Source organism: Burkholderia plantarii (assembly GCF_001411805.1).
Classification (GTDB): Bacteria; Pseudomonadota; Gammaproteobacteria; order Burkholderiales; family Burkholderiaceae; genus Burkholderia; species Burkholderia plantarii.
This window is the reverse complement of record NZ_CP007213.1, coordinates 756,001-774,109: the sequence shown is the minus strand read 5'-3', so window position 1 is coordinate 774,109 and position 18,109 is coordinate 756,001. Positions and strand designations below refer to the sequence as shown.

Below are 18,109 nucleotides of genomic sequence, written 5' to 3'. Positions count from 1 at the left end.
CGCCACGGCCCGCACCGTTTCGTTTCACCCTTTCAACCCTGACGTGGGAGTACACATCATGGCGTTCATGTCGAGCCTGTTCAACAAGATCGGCTTCATGGAAGAAAAACGTTCGTCCACCCCGCTGACCGAAGCCGGCATCCACCAATGGCTGGTCGAACGGCTCGCCCGGCAGCTCAACGTGCCGGTCGCGCAGATCGATTCGGCCCGCAGCTTCGAGTCCTACGGGCTCGATTCGCTGGTCGCGCTGCAAGTGGCCGGCGACCTCGAGAAACTGCTCGAACAGCGCCTCTCGCCGGCGCTGCTGTTCGAACACCAGAACATCGACGACCTGGCGAGCTACCTCGCCACCGAACTCGCCGCCGGCGAGATCAAGGCCTGAGCGCCACGCCACCAAGGAGCGAACCGATGGCAACGATTCAACTACCGCAGCAGCAAACCCCGGGCTTTCGCGAGTACGTCCAGTCGCTGAAGTCGATCGAGGGCGAACGGCTGGCCGACGCGATTCCGCGCGAGCTTTACGAACCGCGCCTCGCGCGCGGCCTGCTCGGCTTCTTCGCGAGCACCGCGCTGTACGTGGGCGCCGTGGTCGGCGTCCATTACGCGCCGCACTGGTCGCTCTGGATCCCGCTCTGGCTGCTGGCCGGCCTGGGCGGCTGGGGGCTGTTCTGCATCGCGCACGACTGCGGGCACAACTCGTTCTCGAGGAGCCGGCGCTTCAACTTCGCGCTCGGCCAGATCGCGCTGTTCCCGCTGCTCTACCCGTTTCATGGCTGGCGCCACATGCACAACCTGCATCACGCCAACACCAACAGCCTGGAGATGGATACCGACTGGCGCCCCGTGCTGCCGGAGCAGTACCGCCGCATGGGCCTGTGGGAGAAGTTCGTCTATCGCAGCACGCGCAGCTGGCTGTTCTGGCTCGGCACCGTGAACTACCAGCGCCACTCGGGCTTCAAGCCGAGCATGTTCCCGAAGCTCGAGGCCCGCAACGACGTGCGCCGCTCGGTGATCATCACCGTGCTGTTCGCGGCGATCTATCTGCCCACGCTGATCTACTTCACCGGCTGGCAGGGCTTCCTGATCTACTTCCTCGGCCCCTGGCTCGGCATCCACGCGTGGTTCAGCACCACCACGATGATGCATCACATCTCGGACGACATCCCGTTCCTCACGCGCGAGCACTGGACCCTGAACGGCAGCCGCCTGATGATGACGACCGACTACGAGTACCCGAAGTGGCTGCACTTCTTCACGCACAACATCTCGGTCCACGCCGCCCACCACGTGGTGCCGGTGATTCCGTTCTACAACCTGCCCAAGGCGCGTGAGGCGCTCAAGCGCGCCTACCCCGGCGCGATCCGGCAGAAGCCGTTCACGCTCGGCGAGGTCTGGAAGGTGATTCGCGCCTGCCATCTCTACGATCCGGTGCATGGCTACTACCGCTCGTTCGAGGCCGTCGCGACGCCGCCCGCGCCCACCCCTCCGCGCGCCGACACGGCGATCTGACGAACCCATCGGCCACCCTGCCAGGAGACCGACGATGTCCAATACCTCCGAATCATCCCTCCCGCACGGCACGGCGGCGGCAGCCGCCGCGTCCGCGCCGGCCCGCGCCGCGAGCGCGCCGATGTCGTTCGGCAAGCGCGTGCTGAAGGGCTATATCGGCACGCTCGGCGCGGTCTCGCCGGCGGCCGCCGCGCGCCGCGCCACCGACCTGTTCGGCTACACGCGCACGTTCCGCAAGACGCCGCCGAAGGACATGTCGCCGCTCGGCGCGCACCGCTTCGAAATTCGCGGCGTCGAGGGCGTCAAGCACGGGCATCTGTGGGGCAAGGGCGAACGCACCGTGCTGCTAGTGCACGGCTGGGGCGCCGACAGCGCCACCATGTTCTCGTTCGTGCCGAAGCTGCAGAAGGCGGGCTTCCGCGTCGCGGCGTTCGACGCGCCGGCGCACGGCGTCTCGCCCGGCACCGTCACCACCATGACGGCCTTCAAGAACGCCGTGAAAGGCGCGATCGAATCGCTGGGCGGCGTGCATGGCATCGTTTCGCACTCGCTGGGCAGCATCGCCTCGACCGGCGCGATCGCCGAACTCGGCCCGACCAGCGTCGACGGCATGGTGATGCTGGCGCCGCCCTGCACGCTGCCGGCCGTGATCGACCGCTGGTCGGGCGATTTCCTGCAGCTCACGCCGAGCGTGATGGACGCGATGTACGCCGAGCTGCATCGCCGCAACGGCGTGCCGCCCCAGCACTGGGACATCGGCGCGCTGGGCCGCGGGCTGCAGACGCGGATCTTCGTGATGCACGGGCCGAACGACAAGATCGTGCCGATCTGCGAATCGGAGAACATCGCGGCGGCACTGCCGAACGTGCGTTTCGAGCGCGTCGAGAAGGTCGGCCACGTGCGGATCCTGTCGGACGCGCGCGTGATCGAAAGCGCCACGCAGTTCCTCGCGATCGGCGGCGAGCCGGCGGCGGCGCTCCGGCCCGTTCAGCCTGGCACGCACTGAGGAGCCGACCATCATGCTCTATCCCGAACTGTACCGAAGCCTGGAGCGCGCGCGCTGGGACATGCAGGACGACGTGGACTGGTCGCGCTTCGACGCCTCGCTGCTGTCCGACGAGCAGGCGCTGTCGATCAAGATGAACGCGATCACGGAGTGGGCGGCGCTGCCGGCCACCGAGATGTTCCTGCGCGACAACGTCGACGACAGCGACTTCTCCGCGTTCATGTCGATCTGGTTCTACGAGGAGCAGAAGCACTCGCTGGTGCTGATCGAGTACCTGCGGCGCTTCCGGCCCGAACTCGCGCCCACCGAGGACGAGCTGCACGCGGTGCGCTTCCCGTTCGATCCGGCGCCGGCGCTCGAAACGCTGACGCTGCACTTCGGCGGCGAGATCCGCCTCAACCACTGGTATCGCTGCGCCGCGCACTGGCACACCGAGCCCGTGATCCGGCAGATCTACGAGCTGATCTCGCGCGACGAGGCGCGCCACGCGGCCGCCTACCTGAAGTACATGCGGCGCGCGCTGGCGCGGCACGGCGACGAGGCGCGGCTCGCGTTCGCCAAGATCGGCACGCTGATGGCGAGCGCGAACCGCGCCGCCAAGGCGATCCATCCGACCAACCTGCACGTGAACCGCGGCCTGTTTCCGAACGACACGGTGCAGAGCCGCCTGCCCGATCCCGAGTGGCTGGGCCGCTGGCTCGACTCGCAGATCCGCTTCGACCGCGCCTGGGAAAACCGCGTGGCCGAACGGATCCTGCACAACCTGTCGCTGCTGCTGGAACGGCCGCTGCTGACCGTCAAGGACCTTCACAAGCTGCGCAAGCAGCTGCACCAGAGCCTGGAGGGCGCCGGCGCGGATGCGGCGGCCGCCCTGGAGCATTGATCCGGAGAACGCCCACGATGACCGAACTCACTGTCGAATACCGCACCTGGATGTGCCTGATCTGCGGTTACCTCTACGACGAACGCAGCGGCGATCCGAAGGCCGGCATCGCCGCCGGCACGCGCTGGGAAGACGTGCCCGAAGACTGGCGCTGCCCCGAATGCGACGTGCCGAAGCTCGACTTCGAAATGGTTTCGATCTGACCTTCGTTTCGCGGCAGCCCGGCTGCCATCTACCTAGAACCAAGGACTCCCCATCATGCAATACAGCGATCTTGCCACTCCAGAATTCCTGAAGAATCCGTATCCGGTGTTCGAGGCGATGCGCGCCGAGGGCCAGCTGGTCAAGCTCGCACCCAAGCTCTACGCGACCTCGCACTACGCGTTCGGCGAGAAGCTGCTGCTCGACCGCCGCTTCGGCAAGGGCATCGTCGAGGCCGTCAAGGCGCGCTACGGCGAGGGCGTGATCGACCAGCCGCCGTTCCGCACCTTCCGCTCGATGCTGCCGGGCCTGAACCCGCCCAAGCACACCAACCTGCGCGCGCTGCTGATGAAGTCGTTCAACGCGCGCCAGGTCGAGAAGTTCCGCGAGGCGTCCTACACCATCTCGAACCAGCTCATCGACAAGCTCGTGAAGGAGCCGCAAGGCGACCTCGTCACCGGCTTCGCGTTCCTGCTGCCGATGCAGACCATGTGTACGATCCTCGGCGTGCCGCTGTCGGACGGCGCGATGTTCAAGCGCGCCGCCGACCGTGCCGCCGGCGCGCTCAACGTCACGCCGCTCAACGCCGAGCAGCTCGAGGAATCGCGCAAGTCGGCGATCGAACTCGAAACCTACTTCGCCAAGGTGCTGGCCGAGCGCCGCAAGGAGCCGGGCGACGACCTGATCTCGCAAATGATCCTGGCCGAGGAAGACGGCCAGCGCCTGACCGACGACGAGATCGTCGCCAACCTCTGCTTCCTGTTCGTGGCCGGTCACGAGACCACCGAGAACATGATCGGCAACACGCTGATCGCGCTGCAGCACCATCCCGAGCAGCGCGAGCGCGTCAAGGCCGACCTCTCGATCATGCCGAAGGTGGTCACCGAGGCGCTGCGCTACGACAGCTCGGTGCAGATCGCGCAGCGCGTCGCGCTCGAGGAAGTCGAACTCGAAGGCCAGACGATCCAGCGCGGCGACCTGATCTGCGTGTTCCTCGGCGGCGGCAACCGCGATCCGGAGAAGTTCGAGAACCCGAACGCGCTCGACATCGACCGCGAGAACGTGCGTCCGCTCTCGTTCGGCGGCGGCCTGCACTACTGCCTCGGCGCGCGGCTCGCGCTGCTGGAGATCGCGGCCGCGCTGGAGACGGTCTACACGCGCCTGCCGAACCTGCACCTGACCAACCTCGACGCGCTGCCGTATCGCCGCAACAACGCGCTGCGCGGCGTCGATTCGCTGCTCGGGACCTGGTAAGGCACGCGGCGCGAGCCGCCGCGCCACCCCGCGCTTCGTCGGGCGCCGCGCGCGATCGCGCCGGCCCGCGACGACCGGCACGCCCGCGCCTCGGGCGTGCCGGATCGCGGGTATTTCATATGACGGTGAGCATGTGAAACCGGCATGAATCGTGTCGATCGTTGCGACCGCGATATCCGAACCACGCCACCACGGCTCTCAATGCCAATGCGAAGGAGAACCTCAACTTGAGCGACAACCAATCGGGCGCGCCGGCGCTGCCGCCCACCGCCGACGCGAAACCGAAACGCAAGCGCAAGCCCGTGCTGCTGGTGCTGATCGTCTTGATCGTCGTGTTGCTGGGCTATGCGATCTACTGGTGGCTGCACGCGCGCTTCTACGAAAGCACCGACGACGCCTACGTGGGCGGCAACATCACCGTGATCTCCCCGCACGTGGCCGGCTACGTGTCCGAGCTGCTGGTGGAGGACAACCAGCGCGTGCATGCCGGCCAGCCGCTGCTGCGCCTGCAGCCCGGCGACTTCGCGGCGGCGCTCGACGCGGCCAGGGCCAACGAGGCCGCGATGCAGGCCGCGCGCGCGCAGCTGGTGGCGCGCCGCGCGCTGCAGCAGACCCTGATCGACCAGGCCAGTGCCGAAGTGGCCGGGAAATCGGCCGCGCTGGCGTTCGCGAGGATCGACGCCACGCGCTACCGCAACCTGCTCAACACCGAGGCCGGCACGCGCCAGAGCGAGGAGCGCACCAACGCGGCGCTCAAGCAGGCCCAGGCCCAGCTCGACGCGGCCACGGCGAAGCTGCGCGAGGCCCGCCAGCAGGTGGCGGTGCTCGACAGCGAGGTCGCCGGCGCCGACGCCACCATCCTGCAGGCCGCCGCGACGCGGCGCACGGCCGAGCTGAACAGCGGCTACACCGAGTTGCGCGCGCCGATCGACGGCTACGTCGGCAATCGCTCGATCCACGTCGGCAGCTACGTCACGCCGGGCACCCAGCTGATGTCGGTGGTGGCGGCCAGCGGCCTGTGGGTCGACGCCAACTTCAAGGAGGACCAGCTCGCGCGGATGCGCGCCGGGCAGAGCGCGAAGATCTGTGCCGACGTGCGCGCCTCGCAGTGCTTCCAGGGCCACGTCCACCTGCTCGCGCCGGCCACCGGCGCCGTGTTCAGCGTGATCCCGCCGCAGAACGCCACCGGCAACTTCACGCGCATCGTGCAGCGCGTGCCGGTACGGATCGCGTTCGACGCGGCCGACGGCGTGCTCGGCGTGCTGCGCCCTGGCCTGTCCACCACCGTGACGGTCGACACGCACGGGGCCGCGCAATGAGCGAACCCGTCAACGCCACGCCCGCGGCGCCGCCGCCGGGTGCGCCGGCGGGCGCCGCGCCGGCCGCCGCGCATCCGCCCGCCTGGCCGTTCGCCGTGATGTGCGTCGGCATGTTCATCGCGCTGCTCGACATCCAGATCGTGGCTTCGTCGCTGCAGGAGATCGGCGGCGGCCTGAGCGCGGCGCAGGACCAGATCGGCTGGGTGCAGACCGCCTACCTGATCGCCGAGATCACCGTGATCCCGATGTCGGGCTGGCTCACCCGCGTGTTCTCCACGCGGCGCCTGTTCACCGGCTCGGCGCTCGGCTTCACGGCCGCCAGCCTGATGTGCGGCTTCGCCTGGAACATCGAGAGCATGATCGTGTTCCGCGCGATCCAGGGCGTGCTCGGCGCGTCGATGGTGCCCACCGTGTTCACCTCGTCGTTCCACTACTTCGACGGCAAGCGGCGCGTGATCGCGGCCGCCGTGATCGGCACCATCGCCTCGCTCGCGCCGGCGCTCGGGCCGATCGTGGGCGGCTTCATCACCGATACCCTGAACTGGCGCTGGCTGTTCTACGTGAACCTGGTGCCGGGCCTGCTGGTCGCGTTCGGCGTGTCGCTGAGCGCCGACATCGACCGGCCCGACCTGTCGCTGCTCAAGGGCGCCGACTATCTCGGCATCGCGTTGATGGCGGTGTTCCTCGGCACGCTCGAATACGTGCTGGAGGAAGGCGCGCGCTGGAACTGGCTCGACGATCCGACGATCCGACGCTGCGCCGTGATCTCGGCCTGCGCCGGCAGCGTGTTCATCGCGCGCTGCCTGAGCGTCGACAACCCGATCGTCGACCTGCGCGCGCTCGCCAACCGCAACTTCACGATCGGCTGCATCCTGTCGTTCCTGACCGGCGTGGGCGCGTTCTCGTCGATCTACCTGACGCCGCTGTTCCTCGGCTACGTGCGCGGCTACGACGCCTGGCAGACCGGCGTGGCGATGGTGCCCACCGGCATCGCCGCGCTGGTGGGCGTGCCGGTCTACGTGATCTTCGCGCGCAAGACCGACCTGCGCTGGCTGATGATGTTCGGCATGGCGATGTTCGGACTGTCGATGTGGGACTTCCGCTTCATCACGCACGACTGGGGCAACCAGCAGCTGCTCTGGCCGCAGCTGATCCGCGGCTTCCCGCAGGTGTTCGCGATCGCGCCGGCCGTCACGCTCGGGCTCGGCAGCCTGCCGCCGGAACGGCTCAAGTACGCGAGCGGCCTGTTCAACATGATGCGCAATCTGGGCGGCGCGGTCGGCATCGCGATCGTCGGCGCGATTCTCAACAACCGCACCAACGAGCATTTCACCGACATCGCCTCGCGGCTCACCGCCGCCAACCAGCCGATGCAGAAGATGCTCGGCACGCTGCAGGCGCAGCTCGGCCCGGCGCTCGGCTCCGCGCAGGCGGGCGCCGCCGCCTCGCTGCGCGAGCTGCACGACATCGCGTTTCGCGAGGCGCAGACCATGGCCTACGGCGACGCGCTGACCGTCATCATGATCGGCTTCATGTTCGCCACGCTGATCGTGCCGCTGATGCGCAAGGTCGTGCCGCCGCCGCCCCCCGATTCGTCGAAGCCAGCCAACTGAGGCGCCCACCATGTTCCGTAAGCTTTTCCTCTCCCCGAGCCGGCCGCTGCGCGCCGCGCGTTCGTGTACCGCGCTGCTGGCCGTGCCCGGCCTGCTCGCGCTGGGCGGCTGCACGGTCGGCCCGGACTATCACCCGGTAGCCTCGCCGCTCGCGCCCGCCTATGCGAGCCAGGACGCGCTCCACACCGTGCAGGCGCAGCCCGCGGGCGCGCCGGTCGCGCTCGACAGCTGGTGGCTCGGCTTCGACGATCCGGTGCTCACGCGGCTGATCGATCGCGTGCTCGCGCAGAACCTCGATCTGGCCGCCGCCGAGGCACGCGTCGCGCAGGCGCGCGCGACGGCCGCCGATGCCGGCGCGCAGATGCTGCCGCGGCTCGACGTCAGCGGCACGGCCGCGCGCCAGCGGCAGTCGCTCGAATCGCCGCTCGGCCGGATCGGCTCGGCGCTGCCCGGCTACGAGCGCAACCAGAGCTATACGCAACTCGGGCTCGGCGCGAGCTGGGAGATCGACCTGGCGGGCGGCCTGCATCGCCGCGCGCAGGCCGCGAGCGCCGAGGCGCAGGCGGCCGAGGCGCTGCATGCGGGCTCGCGCGTGTCGGTGGCGGCCGAGGCGGCCGACGCGTACTTCCGGCTGCGCGGCCTGCAGGCGCGCATCGCCATCGTCGACCAGCAGGTCGAGGCCGACGGCCGGCTGGCCTCGCTGGTGCGCGACCGCGTCCACAACGGCGTGGCGACGCGGCGCGAGCTGGCCGAGGCCGAGGCGCGGCTCGCCAGGACGCGCGCGCAGCGCCCGCCGCTCGTGGCCGAGAGCGCACGCCAGACCAACCGGCTCGACGTCCTGATGGGCGCCGCGCCCGGCACCTATTCCGCCGAGCTGGCGGCGCCGGGCGCGCATTTCGGGGTGCCGGGGCTGCCCGCGGAGATCCTGCCCGAAGCGCTGCTGCGCCGCCGCCCCGACGTGGTGGCCGCCGAGCGGCGGCTCGCGGCCGGCAACGCCGGGATCGGCGAGGCGCTGGCCGAGTATTACCCCAAGGTGTCGCTGTCGGGCATCCTCGGCTTCGAGGCGCTCGACGGGCCGCTGTTCAAGTCGACCGCGTTCCAGCCCGGCGCGCTGGCGGGGCTGCGCTGGCGGCTGTTCGATTTCGGGCGCGTCGACGCCGAGGTGGCGCAGGCCAGGGGGCGCTATGCCGAGGCGCTCGCGTCGTACCGGCAGACCGTGCTGCGCGCGGCCGAGGACGTCGAGAACGCGGTGACCGACTGGGCCCAGATCGGCGCGCAGCGCGCCGAAGTCGCGCGCCAGGTGGAGGCCGAGGCGCAGGCGCGCCGCGCCGCGCGCGACGCCTACGAACAGGGCGACGCGAGCCTGGTAGAGGTATTGCTCGAAAACCAGCAGTGGCTCGAGGCACGCGGCGAGCAGGCCCGCCTCGATGCCGACTACGCGCGCGCGGCGGTGGCGACGTTCCGCTCGCTCGGCGGCGGCTGGAGCCCGCCCGGGGCGCAGCCGACCGCACTCGCCGCGGCGCCTCGCGAGGCCGCGAAGGCGCCGTGAAAAATCAGTCCGAACCGGTACCAGGCAGGTCGAAACCATGATTTTCCGGGATTTTCCTTGTCATAGAATATGTTCAACATATTCCGCCCCCCATCCGACGAGGAGAGCAAGCCATGAGCCTGGGCCCGCTGAAACTGCCGTGCCATTGCGGCACCCTTCGACAGGCCGCGCGCGCGGTCACGTCGATCTACGACGCCCGGCTCGCGCCCCACGGCATCCGCATCACGCAGTTCACGATCCTGATGGCGCTGTACGGGGTCGACGCGGTGTCGATGCGCGCGCTGTCGGACGCCCTGCTGCTCGATCAGACCACGCTCAGCCGCACGCTCGCCACGCTGCGCGCGCGCAAGCTGGTGCGCTCGCAGCCCGATCGCGAGGACAAGCGCGTGCGGCTGTGGAGCCTCACGCGCACCGGCGAGAAGCTCTACGAAGTCTGCCTGCCCGACTGGGAAGCGGCTCAGGGCGAGCTGGCGCGCCATAGCGGCAAGGGCGACCTGCAGGCGTTCAGCAACGAGGTCTATCAATTGACGGAGGCGCTGGCCGGCTGAATACCGCGCGCGTGACGGATCGCGCGGCCGGCGCGCCTCGGCAAGACGGAGAGGCGATGCGATACGATTCGGAGCACAAAGCAAGAACGCGCGCCCGCATCGAGGCGGTGGCCTCGGCGCGCTTTCGCCGCGAAGGCATCGACGCGGTCGGCGTGGCCAGCCTGATGGAAACGGCGGGCCTCACGCACGGCGGCTTCTACGCGCATTTCAAGTCGAAGGACACGCTGATCGCCGCGGCGATCGCGATCGGCTTCGACCAGACCACGAAACGGCTGCGCGAACGGATGGCCCGGCACGCCTCGCTGCCGGGGCCGGTCGCGTTCATGGCCGCCTACCTCAACGAGCGGCACCGCGATCACCCCGAGACCGGCTGCGCCGCGGCCGCGCTCGGCGTCGAGATCGGCCGCGGCGACGCGGCCGTGCGGCGCGTCTTCACCGAACACCTGGCCTCGCTGATCGACTGCGCGCGGTTCGTGGCGGACGACGCGGCGGGGAACAAGGCCGTGGTGAACAGAGATACAGTGAACGACAAGGAGGGCGAACACGGAGCGGCCGACGACGGGGCGGCCGACGCCGCGCGCCGGCACGATGCGGCGCTGGCCGCCGTGGCGCTGGCGGTGGGCTCGCTGGTGCTGGCCCGCGCGGTGGACGACCCGGCGCTCTCGCGGCACCTGCTCGAAGCCGGCGTCAAGGCGGCATGGCGACTGTCGGATTAGCCGGCCGCCATCCGGTGTGGCGGATGCATGCACATGCATCCCCGCCCTGTTTTCATGCGGAACGAATCCATGCCGCGCCCGCCGCTCGGGCGAGCGCGCCGCCGGCTCAGGCCTCGGCGGCCCGCAGGTTCCGCTCGCAGTCTTCCCAGTAGCGCAGCGGGTCCTGATGCTGCGGGAAATGGCTGTTGAGCCAGCCGGAAAGCCGCGCCCAGTCCGGATGACTGGCGCCCGACAGCGAGGACCAGATCGACGAGCGTTCGAGGATCTGCCCGCTGGCGCGATCGCGGATCAGCAGGCTGCTCATGCCGGTCGAGCTGTTCGACTGGGTTTCGACCAGGTAGCGCGTCAGCAGCCGCAGCTCGGCGTCCTCGGCCCAGCCGTAGACGGCCCGCACCACGTTCGACGGGTCGCGAAGCTCGATCGGCCCGGAGGCGGGGCGCACCGCCTTCCATCCCTCGGGGAATTCCGCCACGATTTCGTGGCCGGCCTCCCGCACCCACCTCACGCGCCAGGCCTGCACGATCGCCCGGCTCAGCACGGCCAGCGACGCATACGCGGCCGGCACCACGAACGCGATCGGCAGCGTGACGAGGTTGTCCTTCCACAGCGTGGCCTTTTCGTCGGCGCGGCGCGTCATGTCGAACGGGCTGGCTTCGAACGGATTGACCGGCCGGCTCGCACTGCTGCCCCCCGCGGCCGGCAGTCCGGAGAACAGACGCTCGGCGTCCTGACGGGTAAGTTTCGGTTTCCCTTGCTTCATGAGACCTTTCACCAACACATTTCCTTGAAGCCGATCGGGTCGGCGCTGGTTGCCGGCATGGGCCGGCATGGATTTCTGTTCATTTGGGCGACGCCGCTCGCGGCGCATCATCGTGATGAATGCGCGCGCTCGAACGGCGATCGCCTTGAAAATCGGCCTGGCGCAATACACTGCAAGGCTGGCATTACCGGGTTGGCGCAGCGGACAGGCCACGGCTTTTTACCGCCGATATCCCGACACTCGAAACCGGATCGCGTTTGAAAACGGCGAAATCCCGCGGCGAAACAGGCTCGGCGGCGATCGGTGGATCGCGTGCGATGGCCGCGCGGAATTCGGCGCAGGCCGCGTACACGCGCTCAAACCATCGGCGCATGCCTTTCGAGAAGCGGAATAAACCCTTGATTCCCGTATCCGGTCAATGAAAACCGTTGAGGCTCGCTGCAGCTGCCGCTCCGGCGCCGCGCTTCGGCAAGCGAAGTTGCTTCGCCCGGCGATTCGAACCCGTGCGGGTTCGGCATTCATCGCGCAATGATCCGTGAAACACGCCGATGTGGCAATTGCCGTTTCGGCATGCCCGACTGCAACGCCCGACCGCAATCGGCACCGACACGGCGATGATACGCCCGTCCGCCGAACCGCGAGCGGCGGCAAACCATGATCGTCGCAATCGCAATCGGGCTGCCCGCATTGTGCCGCCGGAAAATAACGGTCCATTCAAGCCGGCGCCCTTTATCGCATCGCGCCGGCAGCGCATAGTACGCGATTCCTGGCCGGCGCAGTCGGCCCACCGACGGAGATCACGATGCGTTACAACCAACTTGGCAACACCGGCCTCTTCGTATCCGAGATCTGTCTCGGCACCATGACCTTCGGCCATGCCGGACAGGGCGGAATCTGGAGCGACATCGCGGGCGTGGACCAGCCGACGGCCGACACGATCGTGCGGCGCAGCCTGGAGGCCGGCGTCAACTTCATCGATACGGCCAACGTCTATTCGTTCGGCGAATCGGAGCGGATGCTCGGCCAGTCGCTGAAAAACCTGGCGGTGCCGCGCACCGAGGTGGTGATCGCCACCAAGGTGTTCGCGCCGATGGGCAGCGGCCCGAACGATCGCGGTTCGTCGCGCGGCCACATTCTGGCATCGGTCGAGGCCAGCCTGCAACGCCTGCAGACCGACTACATCGATCTTTACCAGGTCCATGCGAACGACCCGGTCACGCCGATCGACGAAACGCTGCGCGCGCTCGACGATCTGGTCTCGCGCGGCCTGGTGCGCTACATCGGCGTGTCGAACTGGCAGGCCTGGCGCATCGCGAAGGCGCTCGGCATCGCAGAGCGGCGCGGTTTCGCGCGCTTCGAAACGGTGCAGGCCTATTACTCGATCGCCGGCCGCGACCTCGAACGCGAACTCGTGCCGATGATGAAGGAGGAAAAGATCGGGCTGATGGTGTGGTCGCCGCTCGCGGGCGGCCTGCTGTCGGGCAAGTACGGCCCCGGCTCGACCGATGCCGGCGGGCGCCGCGCCACCTTCGACTTCCCGCCGGTCGACAAGGATCGCGCCTGGGCCTGCGTGGCGGCGATGCGGCCGATCGCCGGGAAGCACGGCGCGAGCGTGGCGGCCGTCGCGCTCGCCTACCTGCTCGCCAAGCCGTTCGTGACGACGGTGATCGTCGGCGGCAAGCGGCTCGAGCAGATCGAGCAGAACCTCGGCGCGGCCAGCCTGAAGCTCGATGCCGACGATCTCGAGCAGCTCGACGCGGTCAGCGCGCTGGCGCCCGAATACCCGGGCTGGATGCTGAGCCGCCAGTCGGCCGGCCGCGTGCCGCAACCGTTCGAGCCGAAGGCGTAGCAAGCCGCGCGCCGGCTACCGGCAAAAATCACGCGCGACGGCACCGGCAAAAGCACGGGCCGGCATGCGGAAATCGCATGCCGGCCCGTTCGTGATGCCCCGGTATCGGGCCCGATGCCCGCTCAGCCGTTCGGGAAATCCGTGCTGCAGGTCAGTTCCTTCCATTGCTCGACTTCGCGGCGCAGCGAGTCGAGCTTGGTCTGCAGCAGCTGGTAGGCATCGGAGCCGAGCAGCAGGCGCAGCGGCGGCGCATCGGCCTCCACCACGCGGATGATCGCCGCCGCGCCGCGCGCCGGATCGCCCGGCTGCGTGCCCGAATAGGCGCGCGCCTGCTCGCGGCGCTTGCCGGCCGTCTCGGCGTAGTCGTCGATGACGATCTTCGATTCGATCACCGAGCGCCCCGCCCAGTCGGTGCGGAAGCGCCCCGGCTCGACGATCGTCACGTGGATGCCGAGCGGCTTCACCTCGGCCGCCAGCGACTCCGAGAAGCCCTCCACGGCGTGTTTCGACGCGTGGTAATAGCCCGTGGCCGCGAACGCCATCAGCCCGCCGATCGACGACACGTTGATCACGTGCCCCGCACGGCGCGCCCGCATGCCGGGCAGCACGTGGCGCGTCAGCGAGAACAGCCCGAACACGTTGGTCTCGAACTGGCGGCGGATTTCCTCGTCCTCGCCTTCCTCGATCGCCGAGAAATAGCCGTAGCCGGCGTTGTTGACGAGCACATCGATGCGGCCGAAATGCGCCTCGGCATCGGCGACCGCCTTGCGGATCATCGCCTCGTCGGTCACGTCGAGCGGCAGCGCGAGCGCGCGGCCCGCGTGCGGCGCCACGAGCGCCGCCAGCTTGGCCGGGTCGCGCGCCGTCAGCACCGCGCGGTCGCCCTGCTCCAGCACCAGCCGCGCCAGTTCGTGGCCGAAGCCGGTCGAACATCCCGTGATAAACCAGACTCGCTCTTTCTTCATCGTCACTCCTCGGGAGAAATCGGTTCGACAGCCGGGCCGCGTGGCGGCCGCTGCTGCCCTGCCGATATTGTTGCGTCGCAGGATGGCCCGGGCCAGCAACATCCCGCCAAAGTTTTGCGCGATCCTGCCATTCTTCTGGCCCGGCCTCGGTGAAGCGGCCCGTTCGATTGCACGATCCTGCCGCCTGCCCTACGCTAGGCGGGCGCGAGCGGCGCCCGGGCCGCGCCTTCGCGCGCCAGCCGCATTCCCTTTTTCAGTTCAACGGAGATGTCGATGCCCGCCCCCTTCGACCCGAACGGCGACGCGCTGCGCGACGCGATGCGCGACGTGATCGAGCGGCATTGCGCGGCGCCGTATCAACCCACCGCGATCGACGGCCTGACGCTGTTCCGGATCGCCAGCGCCGCGCCGCCCAATCACGCGCTCTACAATCCGCGCCTGGTGCTGGTGGTGCAGGGCGGCAAGCAGGTGGGGTTCGGCGATCTGGCGTTTCGCGTCACGACCGGCAACTTCCTCGTGGTGACCGTCGACATCCCCGTCACCACCCAGATCGAGACCACGCCCGACGGCCGCCCGCACATGGCGCTGACGCTGAGCCTGGACCGCGCGCTGCTTGCCGAGGTACTGCCGCGCGTGGTGGCCGAGCCGGTGGCCACGGCCTCGCCGGCCGCGCTCGACGCCGCGCCGCTGACGGCCGACCTGCTCGATCCGTTCGCGCGCCTGCTCCGGCTGCTCGACACGCCGGCCGACATCGGCTTCGTCGCGCCGCTGATCGTGCGCGAGCTCTACTACCGGCTGCTGCGCGGCGGCGTCGGCCCGACGCTGACGCAATTCGCGCTGAACAGCTCGCACGTCGCGAAGATCGGCCGCGTCACGGAGTGGATCAAGGCGCACTACGCCGAGCCGATGCGCATCGACGCGCTGGCCGAACTGGCCGGCATGAGCCTGACCTCGTTCCATCGGCACTTCAAGAACCTGACCTCGATGACGCCGATCCAGTACCGCACCCAGGTCCGGCTGCGCGAGGCGCGCCGCATGCTGATCTCGGACGGCGAAGGCGCCGGCGCGATCGGGCTGAAGGTCGGGTACGAAAGCCAGTCGCAGTTCAGCCGCGACTACAAGCGCCTGTTCGGCGCGCCGCCGGCCAGCGATGCGGGGCGCGGGGCGGGCGGGATCGAGACGCGGGCTTGAGGAGAAGGAGGGAACCGACGCGGCATCGCCAGGGCGCCCGCACGCACGAGGCACGCCGCACGCCCCGCCGCCGCGCGCATCATCGCGCGCCGTTGACCAGGTTCGCGATCAGCAGGTCGTAGTCGGCCACCAGCGCCGGATTCTTCGACGTATAGCGGCGCAGCAGCTCGCGCTGCCGGCTCGTGTAGTGCTCCCAGTCGGCATCGTGTTCGCGCAGCACGCGCGCCAGCACGTTCGCGCCGGCCTGCACGTCGTTCTCCGGGTAGTAATAGCCGATGTCGGGCACCAGATGCGCGTTGTGGACCAGCGGATAGCCCTGCCAGCACACGTCGAAATAGAAATAGTTGAGCGGGTTCTCCCACTGGTGCGAGACCACCACGTCGGTGAATTCCGACAGGAACACCGGCGTGTCGTAGCGGCCGACGAAGCTCGCCTTGCTGGCGCGCACGATCTCGAGGTAATTCATCAGCAGCACGAACTCGCGGCTGTGATGCGCGAGGTGCTCCGCGTTCGTGACGTGCGCGAACGCGATCGCGTCGGGCTCGCGGCGGAACACCTCGTCGATGATCAGCATCGGATAGAGGCAGAACTTCACGACGTCGTGGTTCGGCTCCATCACGGTGAGCCGCTTGGCGGGCTGGCCGTTGGGGCGGTACTCGCCGTTCTCGCGCAGCGGCCGCGCGCGCTCGGTCAGGAACATCGGATCCCAGACGAACGGCACCACGCGGCCCGGGCAGCGCCGCAGCGACTGCAGGAACGGCAGCGAGGACGGTGCGATCTGCGGAATCGCCCAGATCTCGTCGTAGCCGCGGTTGATGAACAGCGTGTCCCACAGCTTGCGGCCGAACAGGATCGACTGCGTGGCGTGGATGTACTCGAAGCCGCAGCAATAGCTGACGATCTTCACGCCGCGCGATTTCAGGTAGGCCGTCTGCTCGCCGTCGATCTGGCCGCCCAGCTCGATCATCACGTCGAGCGAATCCTTCATCTCGACGAACGGGCGCGTGTCGAAGATGCGGCGGTCCCACGGCAGCGCGTCGGTGAGCGGCGTGTCGGTGGTGTTGACGAGCGTCACGCGGTACGCGTGCGGCGATTTCATCAGCAGCTTCGCGAGGAACAGCGCGTTCTGCTTGATGCCGTTGATCCAGAGGCTTTCGTTCGGCTCGTGCAGGCCGATGGTGACGCCGATACGCAGGCCGTTCAAATCGACAGGGGCAGTCATCGTGGGTTCACGCAAGAAAGAACCGGGGGAACACCGGGGCCGCGCCGCCGTGGCGGAGGCCGGCCGCGCGGACGGCATGAATCATCGGCCGCAGTCTAACCGACCTGCCGCGCCGGAATTGTCATGGATGGTCACGCACGGCGCGCCGCGCCCGATTCAGTAGTGCCGGGTGCCGCGCACGCTGACGGCGGTATCGAACAATTCCTGTGCCCGCGCCAGCTCGTCGAGCGCGTGATCGAGCCGCGACTGCGCGGCCGCGCGCCCGGCGGAATCGACGCTCTCGTCATGATCGCCGCGCACCGCGCGAAACGCGCGATCGACGTTGCGCGCCGCTTCGAAGAAACGCTGGGCGGCCAGCGCCTCGCGTGAATGACCGATGTTCGCCATGCACCTTCCTCCTCGGGCCTGCCTCCCGGCACGCCAGGGGCGGGCGTTCACGAAAGGAACGCCCGCGGACAAGAATCGCGTTCGCCGCCGCGCCGCATCACGCGGCGACACGGCGAACGCCCTCCGAGCCGGGCCATGAGTCGATCGTGCGGCCAGCACGCCGCCCGACGCTACGGCAGCAGGCTGCCTTGCGGGTTGGCTGCCGTGCCGGGCGCCGGCCCCGGCTCGGGCGCGGAAAGTTCGAACAGGTCGCGCGTGAAGCCGCGCGCATGTTCGGGGGACGGCCGGCCGCGCAGCCGCTTCACGAAATCCGTGTAGACGGCCACCGGCTCGACCGCCGGCAAGTCGAACAGATCGCGCGTGAAGCCGCGCGACTGTGCGCCGGCCGAGCGCCCGCGCAGGCGTTCGACCAGCTCGACGTAGGTTTCGAAATCGCCCTCGCGGGCGGCCTTGCCGATCCGAGCGAGGTCGCGCAGCTTCAGCACCGACGGCTGCGCGAGCCGCACCGTGTAGGGCGCGTCGAGCTCGACGGCGAGCGCCACCGGATAGCTGCGCGCGCCCGGCTCCGCCGCGCGAGCGACGCAGTCGACCACCACCGCCGCCTGAGCCGCGCCGAGCGGCCGGCCGGTGCCGGCGCTGCGCAGGTTCGCGGGCGCGACGCGCAGGCGCGTGCCGACGCCGAGCGGCGCCGGCGACGCGCAGACCAGCGCGTGGTGCTGCTCGCGCCGCCGCCCCGAGGGCAGCGTGGCGCGGCTCGTGATGAACGTGTACGGCGGCAGCTGCCGCACCTGCCCGAGCGCATCCACCCAGGCGTTCCAGAGCAGCAGGCCGCGCGGGCCGGGCTCCATCACGCGCGCGCGGCCGGCCAGCGGCGTGAACAGCGCCATCAGCGAGCCCGCCCGGTGTGCCGCCACCTGCACGCTGCTGCCGAGCGACTGCCCGATGCCCCACAGGAACCGCCCGCCGCCGAGCCGCCGCTCCCACTCCTTGCGCAGCACGGTGGTCGAAAGATCCTCGCCGGACTCGGCGCCGATCCGGGTCCAGCAAAACGTCGGGGGCAGGTGTTTCAGTGTCATCGACTCTCTCGGGTGCGGCCACCCGATCTTGCGAGGGGCATTTCAATAATCGCTACTGTAT

The 18,109-nt window shown here is 69.2% G+C and carries 19 protein-coding genes; 14 read left to right on the top strand and 5 right to left on the bottom strand.

What is annotated here, in order from left to right; all coding sequences use genetic code 11:
- The first annotated feature begins 58 nt into the window (after nucleotides 1-58).
- From bpln_RS20840 to bpln_RS20790, 11 genes are all read left to right on the top strand, one after another.
- Nucleotides 59-382 (top strand): acyl carrier protein, encoded by a 324-nt coding sequence (locus bpln_RS20840; protein WP_042627246.1) that lies wholly within the window; start codon nucleotides 59-61, stop codon nucleotides 380-382.
- A gap of 26 nt (nucleotides 383-408) precedes the next feature.
- The gene (locus bpln_RS20835; RefSeq protein ID WP_042627245.1) at nucleotides 409-1,509 is read left to right on the top strand and encodes a fatty acid desaturase; all 1,101 of its coding nucleotides are present in this window, start codon (nucleotides 409-411) and stop codon (nucleotides 1,507-1,509) included.
- A gap of 34 nt (nucleotides 1,510-1,543) precedes the next feature.
- A complete protein-coding gene (locus bpln_RS20830) occupies nucleotides 1,544-2,515 on the top strand; it encodes an alpha/beta fold hydrolase (protein ID WP_052498400.1) in 972 nt (323 codons plus the stop codon).
- Nucleotides 2,516-2,528: 13 nt separating this feature from the next.
- Nucleotides 2,529-3,398 carry a ferritin family protein gene (locus bpln_RS20825; protein WP_042627244.1) on the top strand — a complete coding sequence of 290 codons (870 nt, stop codon included), beginning with the start codon at nucleotides 2,529-2,531 and terminating at the stop codon, nucleotides 3,396-3,398.
- Between the two features lie 17 nt (nucleotides 3,399-3,415).
- The gene (locus tag bpln_RS20820; RefSeq protein ID WP_042627243.1) at nucleotides 3,416-3,601 is read left to right on the top strand and encodes a rubredoxin; all 186 of its coding nucleotides are present in this window, start codon (nucleotides 3,416-3,418) and stop codon (nucleotides 3,599-3,601) included.
- Between the two features lie 55 nt (nucleotides 3,602-3,656).
- Nucleotides 3,657-4,853 (top strand): cytochrome P450, encoded by a 1,197-nt coding sequence (locus bpln_RS20815; protein WP_042627242.1) that lies wholly within the window; start codon nucleotides 3,657-3,659, stop codon nucleotides 4,851-4,853.
- 227 nt (nucleotides 4,854-5,080) lie between these two features.
- Entirely contained in the window at nucleotides 5,081-6,172 is a 1,092-nt protein-coding gene (locus bpln_RS20810) for an HlyD family secretion protein (protein ID WP_052498538.1), read from the top strand.
- Nucleotides 6,169-7,785 carry a DHA2 family efflux MFS transporter permease subunit gene (locus bpln_RS20805; RefSeq protein ID WP_226993747.1) on the top strand — a complete coding sequence of 539 codons (1,617 nt, stop codon included), beginning with the start codon at nucleotides 6,169-6,171 and terminating at the stop codon, nucleotides 7,783-7,785. The genes bpln_RS20810 and bpln_RS20805 overlap by 4 nt, the downstream gene beginning before the upstream one ends.
- Before the next feature lie 10 nt (nucleotides 7,786-7,795).
- Complete coding sequence (locus tag bpln_RS20800; RefSeq protein ID WP_055139862.1) at nucleotides 7,796-9,334, top strand: efflux transporter outer membrane subunit; 1,539 nt, start codon at nucleotides 7,796-7,798, stop codon at nucleotides 9,332-9,334.
- A gap of 128 nt (nucleotides 9,335-9,462) precedes the next feature.
- On the top strand, nucleotides 9,463-9,882 hold the full coding sequence (locus bpln_RS20795; RefSeq protein WP_042629269.1) for a MarR family winged helix-turn-helix transcriptional regulator: 420 nt from the start codon (nucleotides 9,463-9,465) through the stop codon (nucleotides 9,880-9,882).
- Nucleotides 9,883-9,938: 56 nt separating this feature from the next.
- Entirely contained in the window at nucleotides 9,939-10,598 is a 660-nt protein-coding gene (locus bpln_RS20790) for a TetR/AcrR family transcriptional regulator (RefSeq protein WP_055139861.1), read from the top strand.
- A 106-nt stretch (nucleotides 10,599-10,704) separates the two neighbouring features.
- Here bpln_RS20790 and bpln_RS20785 read toward each other — a convergent pair whose 3' ends face one another.
- Entirely contained in the window at nucleotides 10,705-11,358 is a 654-nt protein-coding gene (locus bpln_RS20785) for a hypothetical protein (RefSeq protein ID WP_055139860.1), read from the bottom strand.
- Nucleotides 11,359-11,425: 67 nt separating this feature from the next.
- On the opposite strand from bpln_RS20785, the gene bpln_RS35835 reads away from it, so the two are divergent.
- Nucleotides 11,426-11,752 carry a hypothetical protein gene (locus bpln_RS35835; RefSeq protein ID WP_148654109.1) on the top strand — a complete coding sequence of 109 codons (327 nt, stop codon included), beginning with the start codon at nucleotides 11,426-11,428 and terminating at the stop codon, nucleotides 11,750-11,752.
- A gap of 408 nt (nucleotides 11,753-12,160) precedes the next feature.
- Nucleotides 12,161-13,207, top strand: a complete 1,047-nt coding sequence (locus bpln_RS20780) for an aldo/keto reductase (RefSeq protein ID WP_042627238.1) — start codon at nucleotides 12,161-12,163, stop codon at nucleotides 13,205-13,207.
- A gap of 122 nt (nucleotides 13,208-13,329) precedes the next feature.
- Here bpln_RS20780 and bpln_RS20775 read toward each other — a convergent pair whose 3' ends face one another.
- Entirely contained in the window at nucleotides 13,330-14,178 is an 849-nt protein-coding gene (locus tag bpln_RS20775) for an oxidoreductase (RefSeq protein ID WP_404991033.1), read from the bottom strand.
- A gap of 267 nt (nucleotides 14,179-14,445) precedes the next feature.
- Between bpln_RS20775 and bpln_RS20770 the strand changes: the two genes are divergently transcribed.
- Nucleotides 14,446-15,363, top strand: coding sequence for an AraC family transcriptional regulator (locus bpln_RS20770; RefSeq protein ID WP_055141156.1), 918 nt, complete (start codon nucleotides 14,446-14,448; stop codon nucleotides 15,361-15,363).
- Nucleotides 15,364-15,442: 79 nt separating this feature from the next.
- Here the strand turns inward: bpln_RS20770 and bpln_RS20765 are convergent, their stop codons facing one another.
- From bpln_RS20765 to bpln_RS20755, 3 genes are all read right to left on the bottom strand, one after another.
- A complete protein-coding gene (locus tag bpln_RS20765; protein ID WP_055139859.1) occupies nucleotides 15,443-16,585 on the bottom strand; it encodes a DUF2827 domain-containing protein in 1,143 nt (380 codons plus the stop codon).
- 156 nt (nucleotides 16,586-16,741) lie between these two features.
- Nucleotides 16,742-16,972 (bottom strand): hypothetical protein, encoded by a 231-nt coding sequence (locus bpln_RS20760; protein ID WP_042627235.1) that lies wholly within the window; start codon nucleotides 16,970-16,972, stop codon nucleotides 16,742-16,744.
- Between the two features lie 170 nt (nucleotides 16,973-17,142).
- Nucleotides 17,143-18,048, bottom strand: coding sequence for a hypothetical protein (locus bpln_RS20755; protein ID WP_055139858.1), 906 nt, complete (start codon nucleotides 18,046-18,048; stop codon nucleotides 17,143-17,145).
- Between the last annotated feature and the right edge of the window lie 61 nt (nucleotides 18,049-18,109).

What these genes read in the sequence shown, in the direction of transcription:
- bpln_RS20780 (WP_042627238.1), top strand. Translation starts at nt 12,161, where the DNA reads ATGCGTTACAACCAACTTGGCAACACCGGCCTCTTCGTATCCGAGATC.
- bpln_RS20825 (WP_042627244.1), top strand. Translation starts at nt 2,529, where the DNA reads ATGCTCTATCCCGAACTGTACCGAAGCCTGGAGCGCGCGCGCTGGGAC.
- bpln_RS20820 (WP_042627243.1), top strand. Translation starts at nt 3,416, where the DNA reads ATGACCGAACTCACTGTCGAATACCGCACCTGGATGTGCCTGATCTGC.
- bpln_RS20835 (WP_042627245.1), top strand. Translation starts at nt 409, where the DNA reads ATGGCAACGATTCAACTACCGCAGCAGCAAACCCCGGGCTTTCGCGAG.
- bpln_RS20760 (WP_042627235.1), bottom strand. Translation starts at nt 16,972, where the DNA reads ATGGCGAACATCGGTCATTCACGCGAGGCGCTGGCCGCCCAGCGTTTC.
- bpln_RS20840 (WP_042627246.1), top strand. Translation starts at nt 59, where the DNA reads ATGGCGTTCATGTCGAGCCTGTTCAACAAGATCGGCTTCATGGAAGAA.
- bpln_RS20815 (WP_042627242.1), top strand. Translation starts at nt 3,657, where the DNA reads ATGCAATACAGCGATCTTGCCACTCCAGAATTCCTGAAGAATCCGTAT.
- bpln_RS20800 (WP_055139862.1), top strand. Translation starts at nt 7,796, where the DNA reads ATGTTCCGTAAGCTTTTCCTCTCCCCGAGCCGGCCGCTGCGCGCCGCG.
- bpln_RS20770 (WP_055141156.1), top strand. Translation starts at nt 14,446, where the DNA reads ATGCCCGCCCCCTTCGACCCGAACGGCGACGCGCTGCGCGACGCGATG.
- bpln_RS35835 (WP_148654109.1), top strand. Translation starts at nt 11,426, where the DNA reads ATGGATTTCTGTTCATTTGGGCGACGCCGCTCGCGGCGCATCATCGTG.
- bpln_RS20830 (WP_052498400.1), top strand. Translation starts at nt 1,544, where the DNA reads ATGTCCAATACCTCCGAATCATCCCTCCCGCACGGCACGGCGGCGGCA.
- bpln_RS20805 (WP_226993747.1), top strand. Translation starts at nt 6,169, where the DNA reads ATGAGCGAACCCGTCAACGCCACGCCCGCGGCGCCGCCGCCGGGTGCG.
- bpln_RS20785 (WP_055139860.1), bottom strand. Translation starts at nt 11,358, where the DNA reads ATGAAGCAAGGGAAACCGAAACTTACCCGTCAGGACGCCGAGCGTCTG.
- bpln_RS20790 (WP_055139861.1), top strand. Translation starts at nt 9,939, where the DNA reads ATGCGATACGATTCGGAGCACAAAGCAAGAACGCGCGCCCGCATCGAG.
- bpln_RS20765 (WP_055139859.1), bottom strand. Translation starts at nt 16,585, where the DNA reads ATGACTGCCCCTGTCGATTTGAACGGCCTGCGTATCGGCGTCACCATC.
- bpln_RS20755 (WP_055139858.1), bottom strand. Translation starts at nt 18,048, where the DNA reads ATGACACTGAAACACCTGCCCCCGACGTTTTGCTGGACCCGGATCGGC.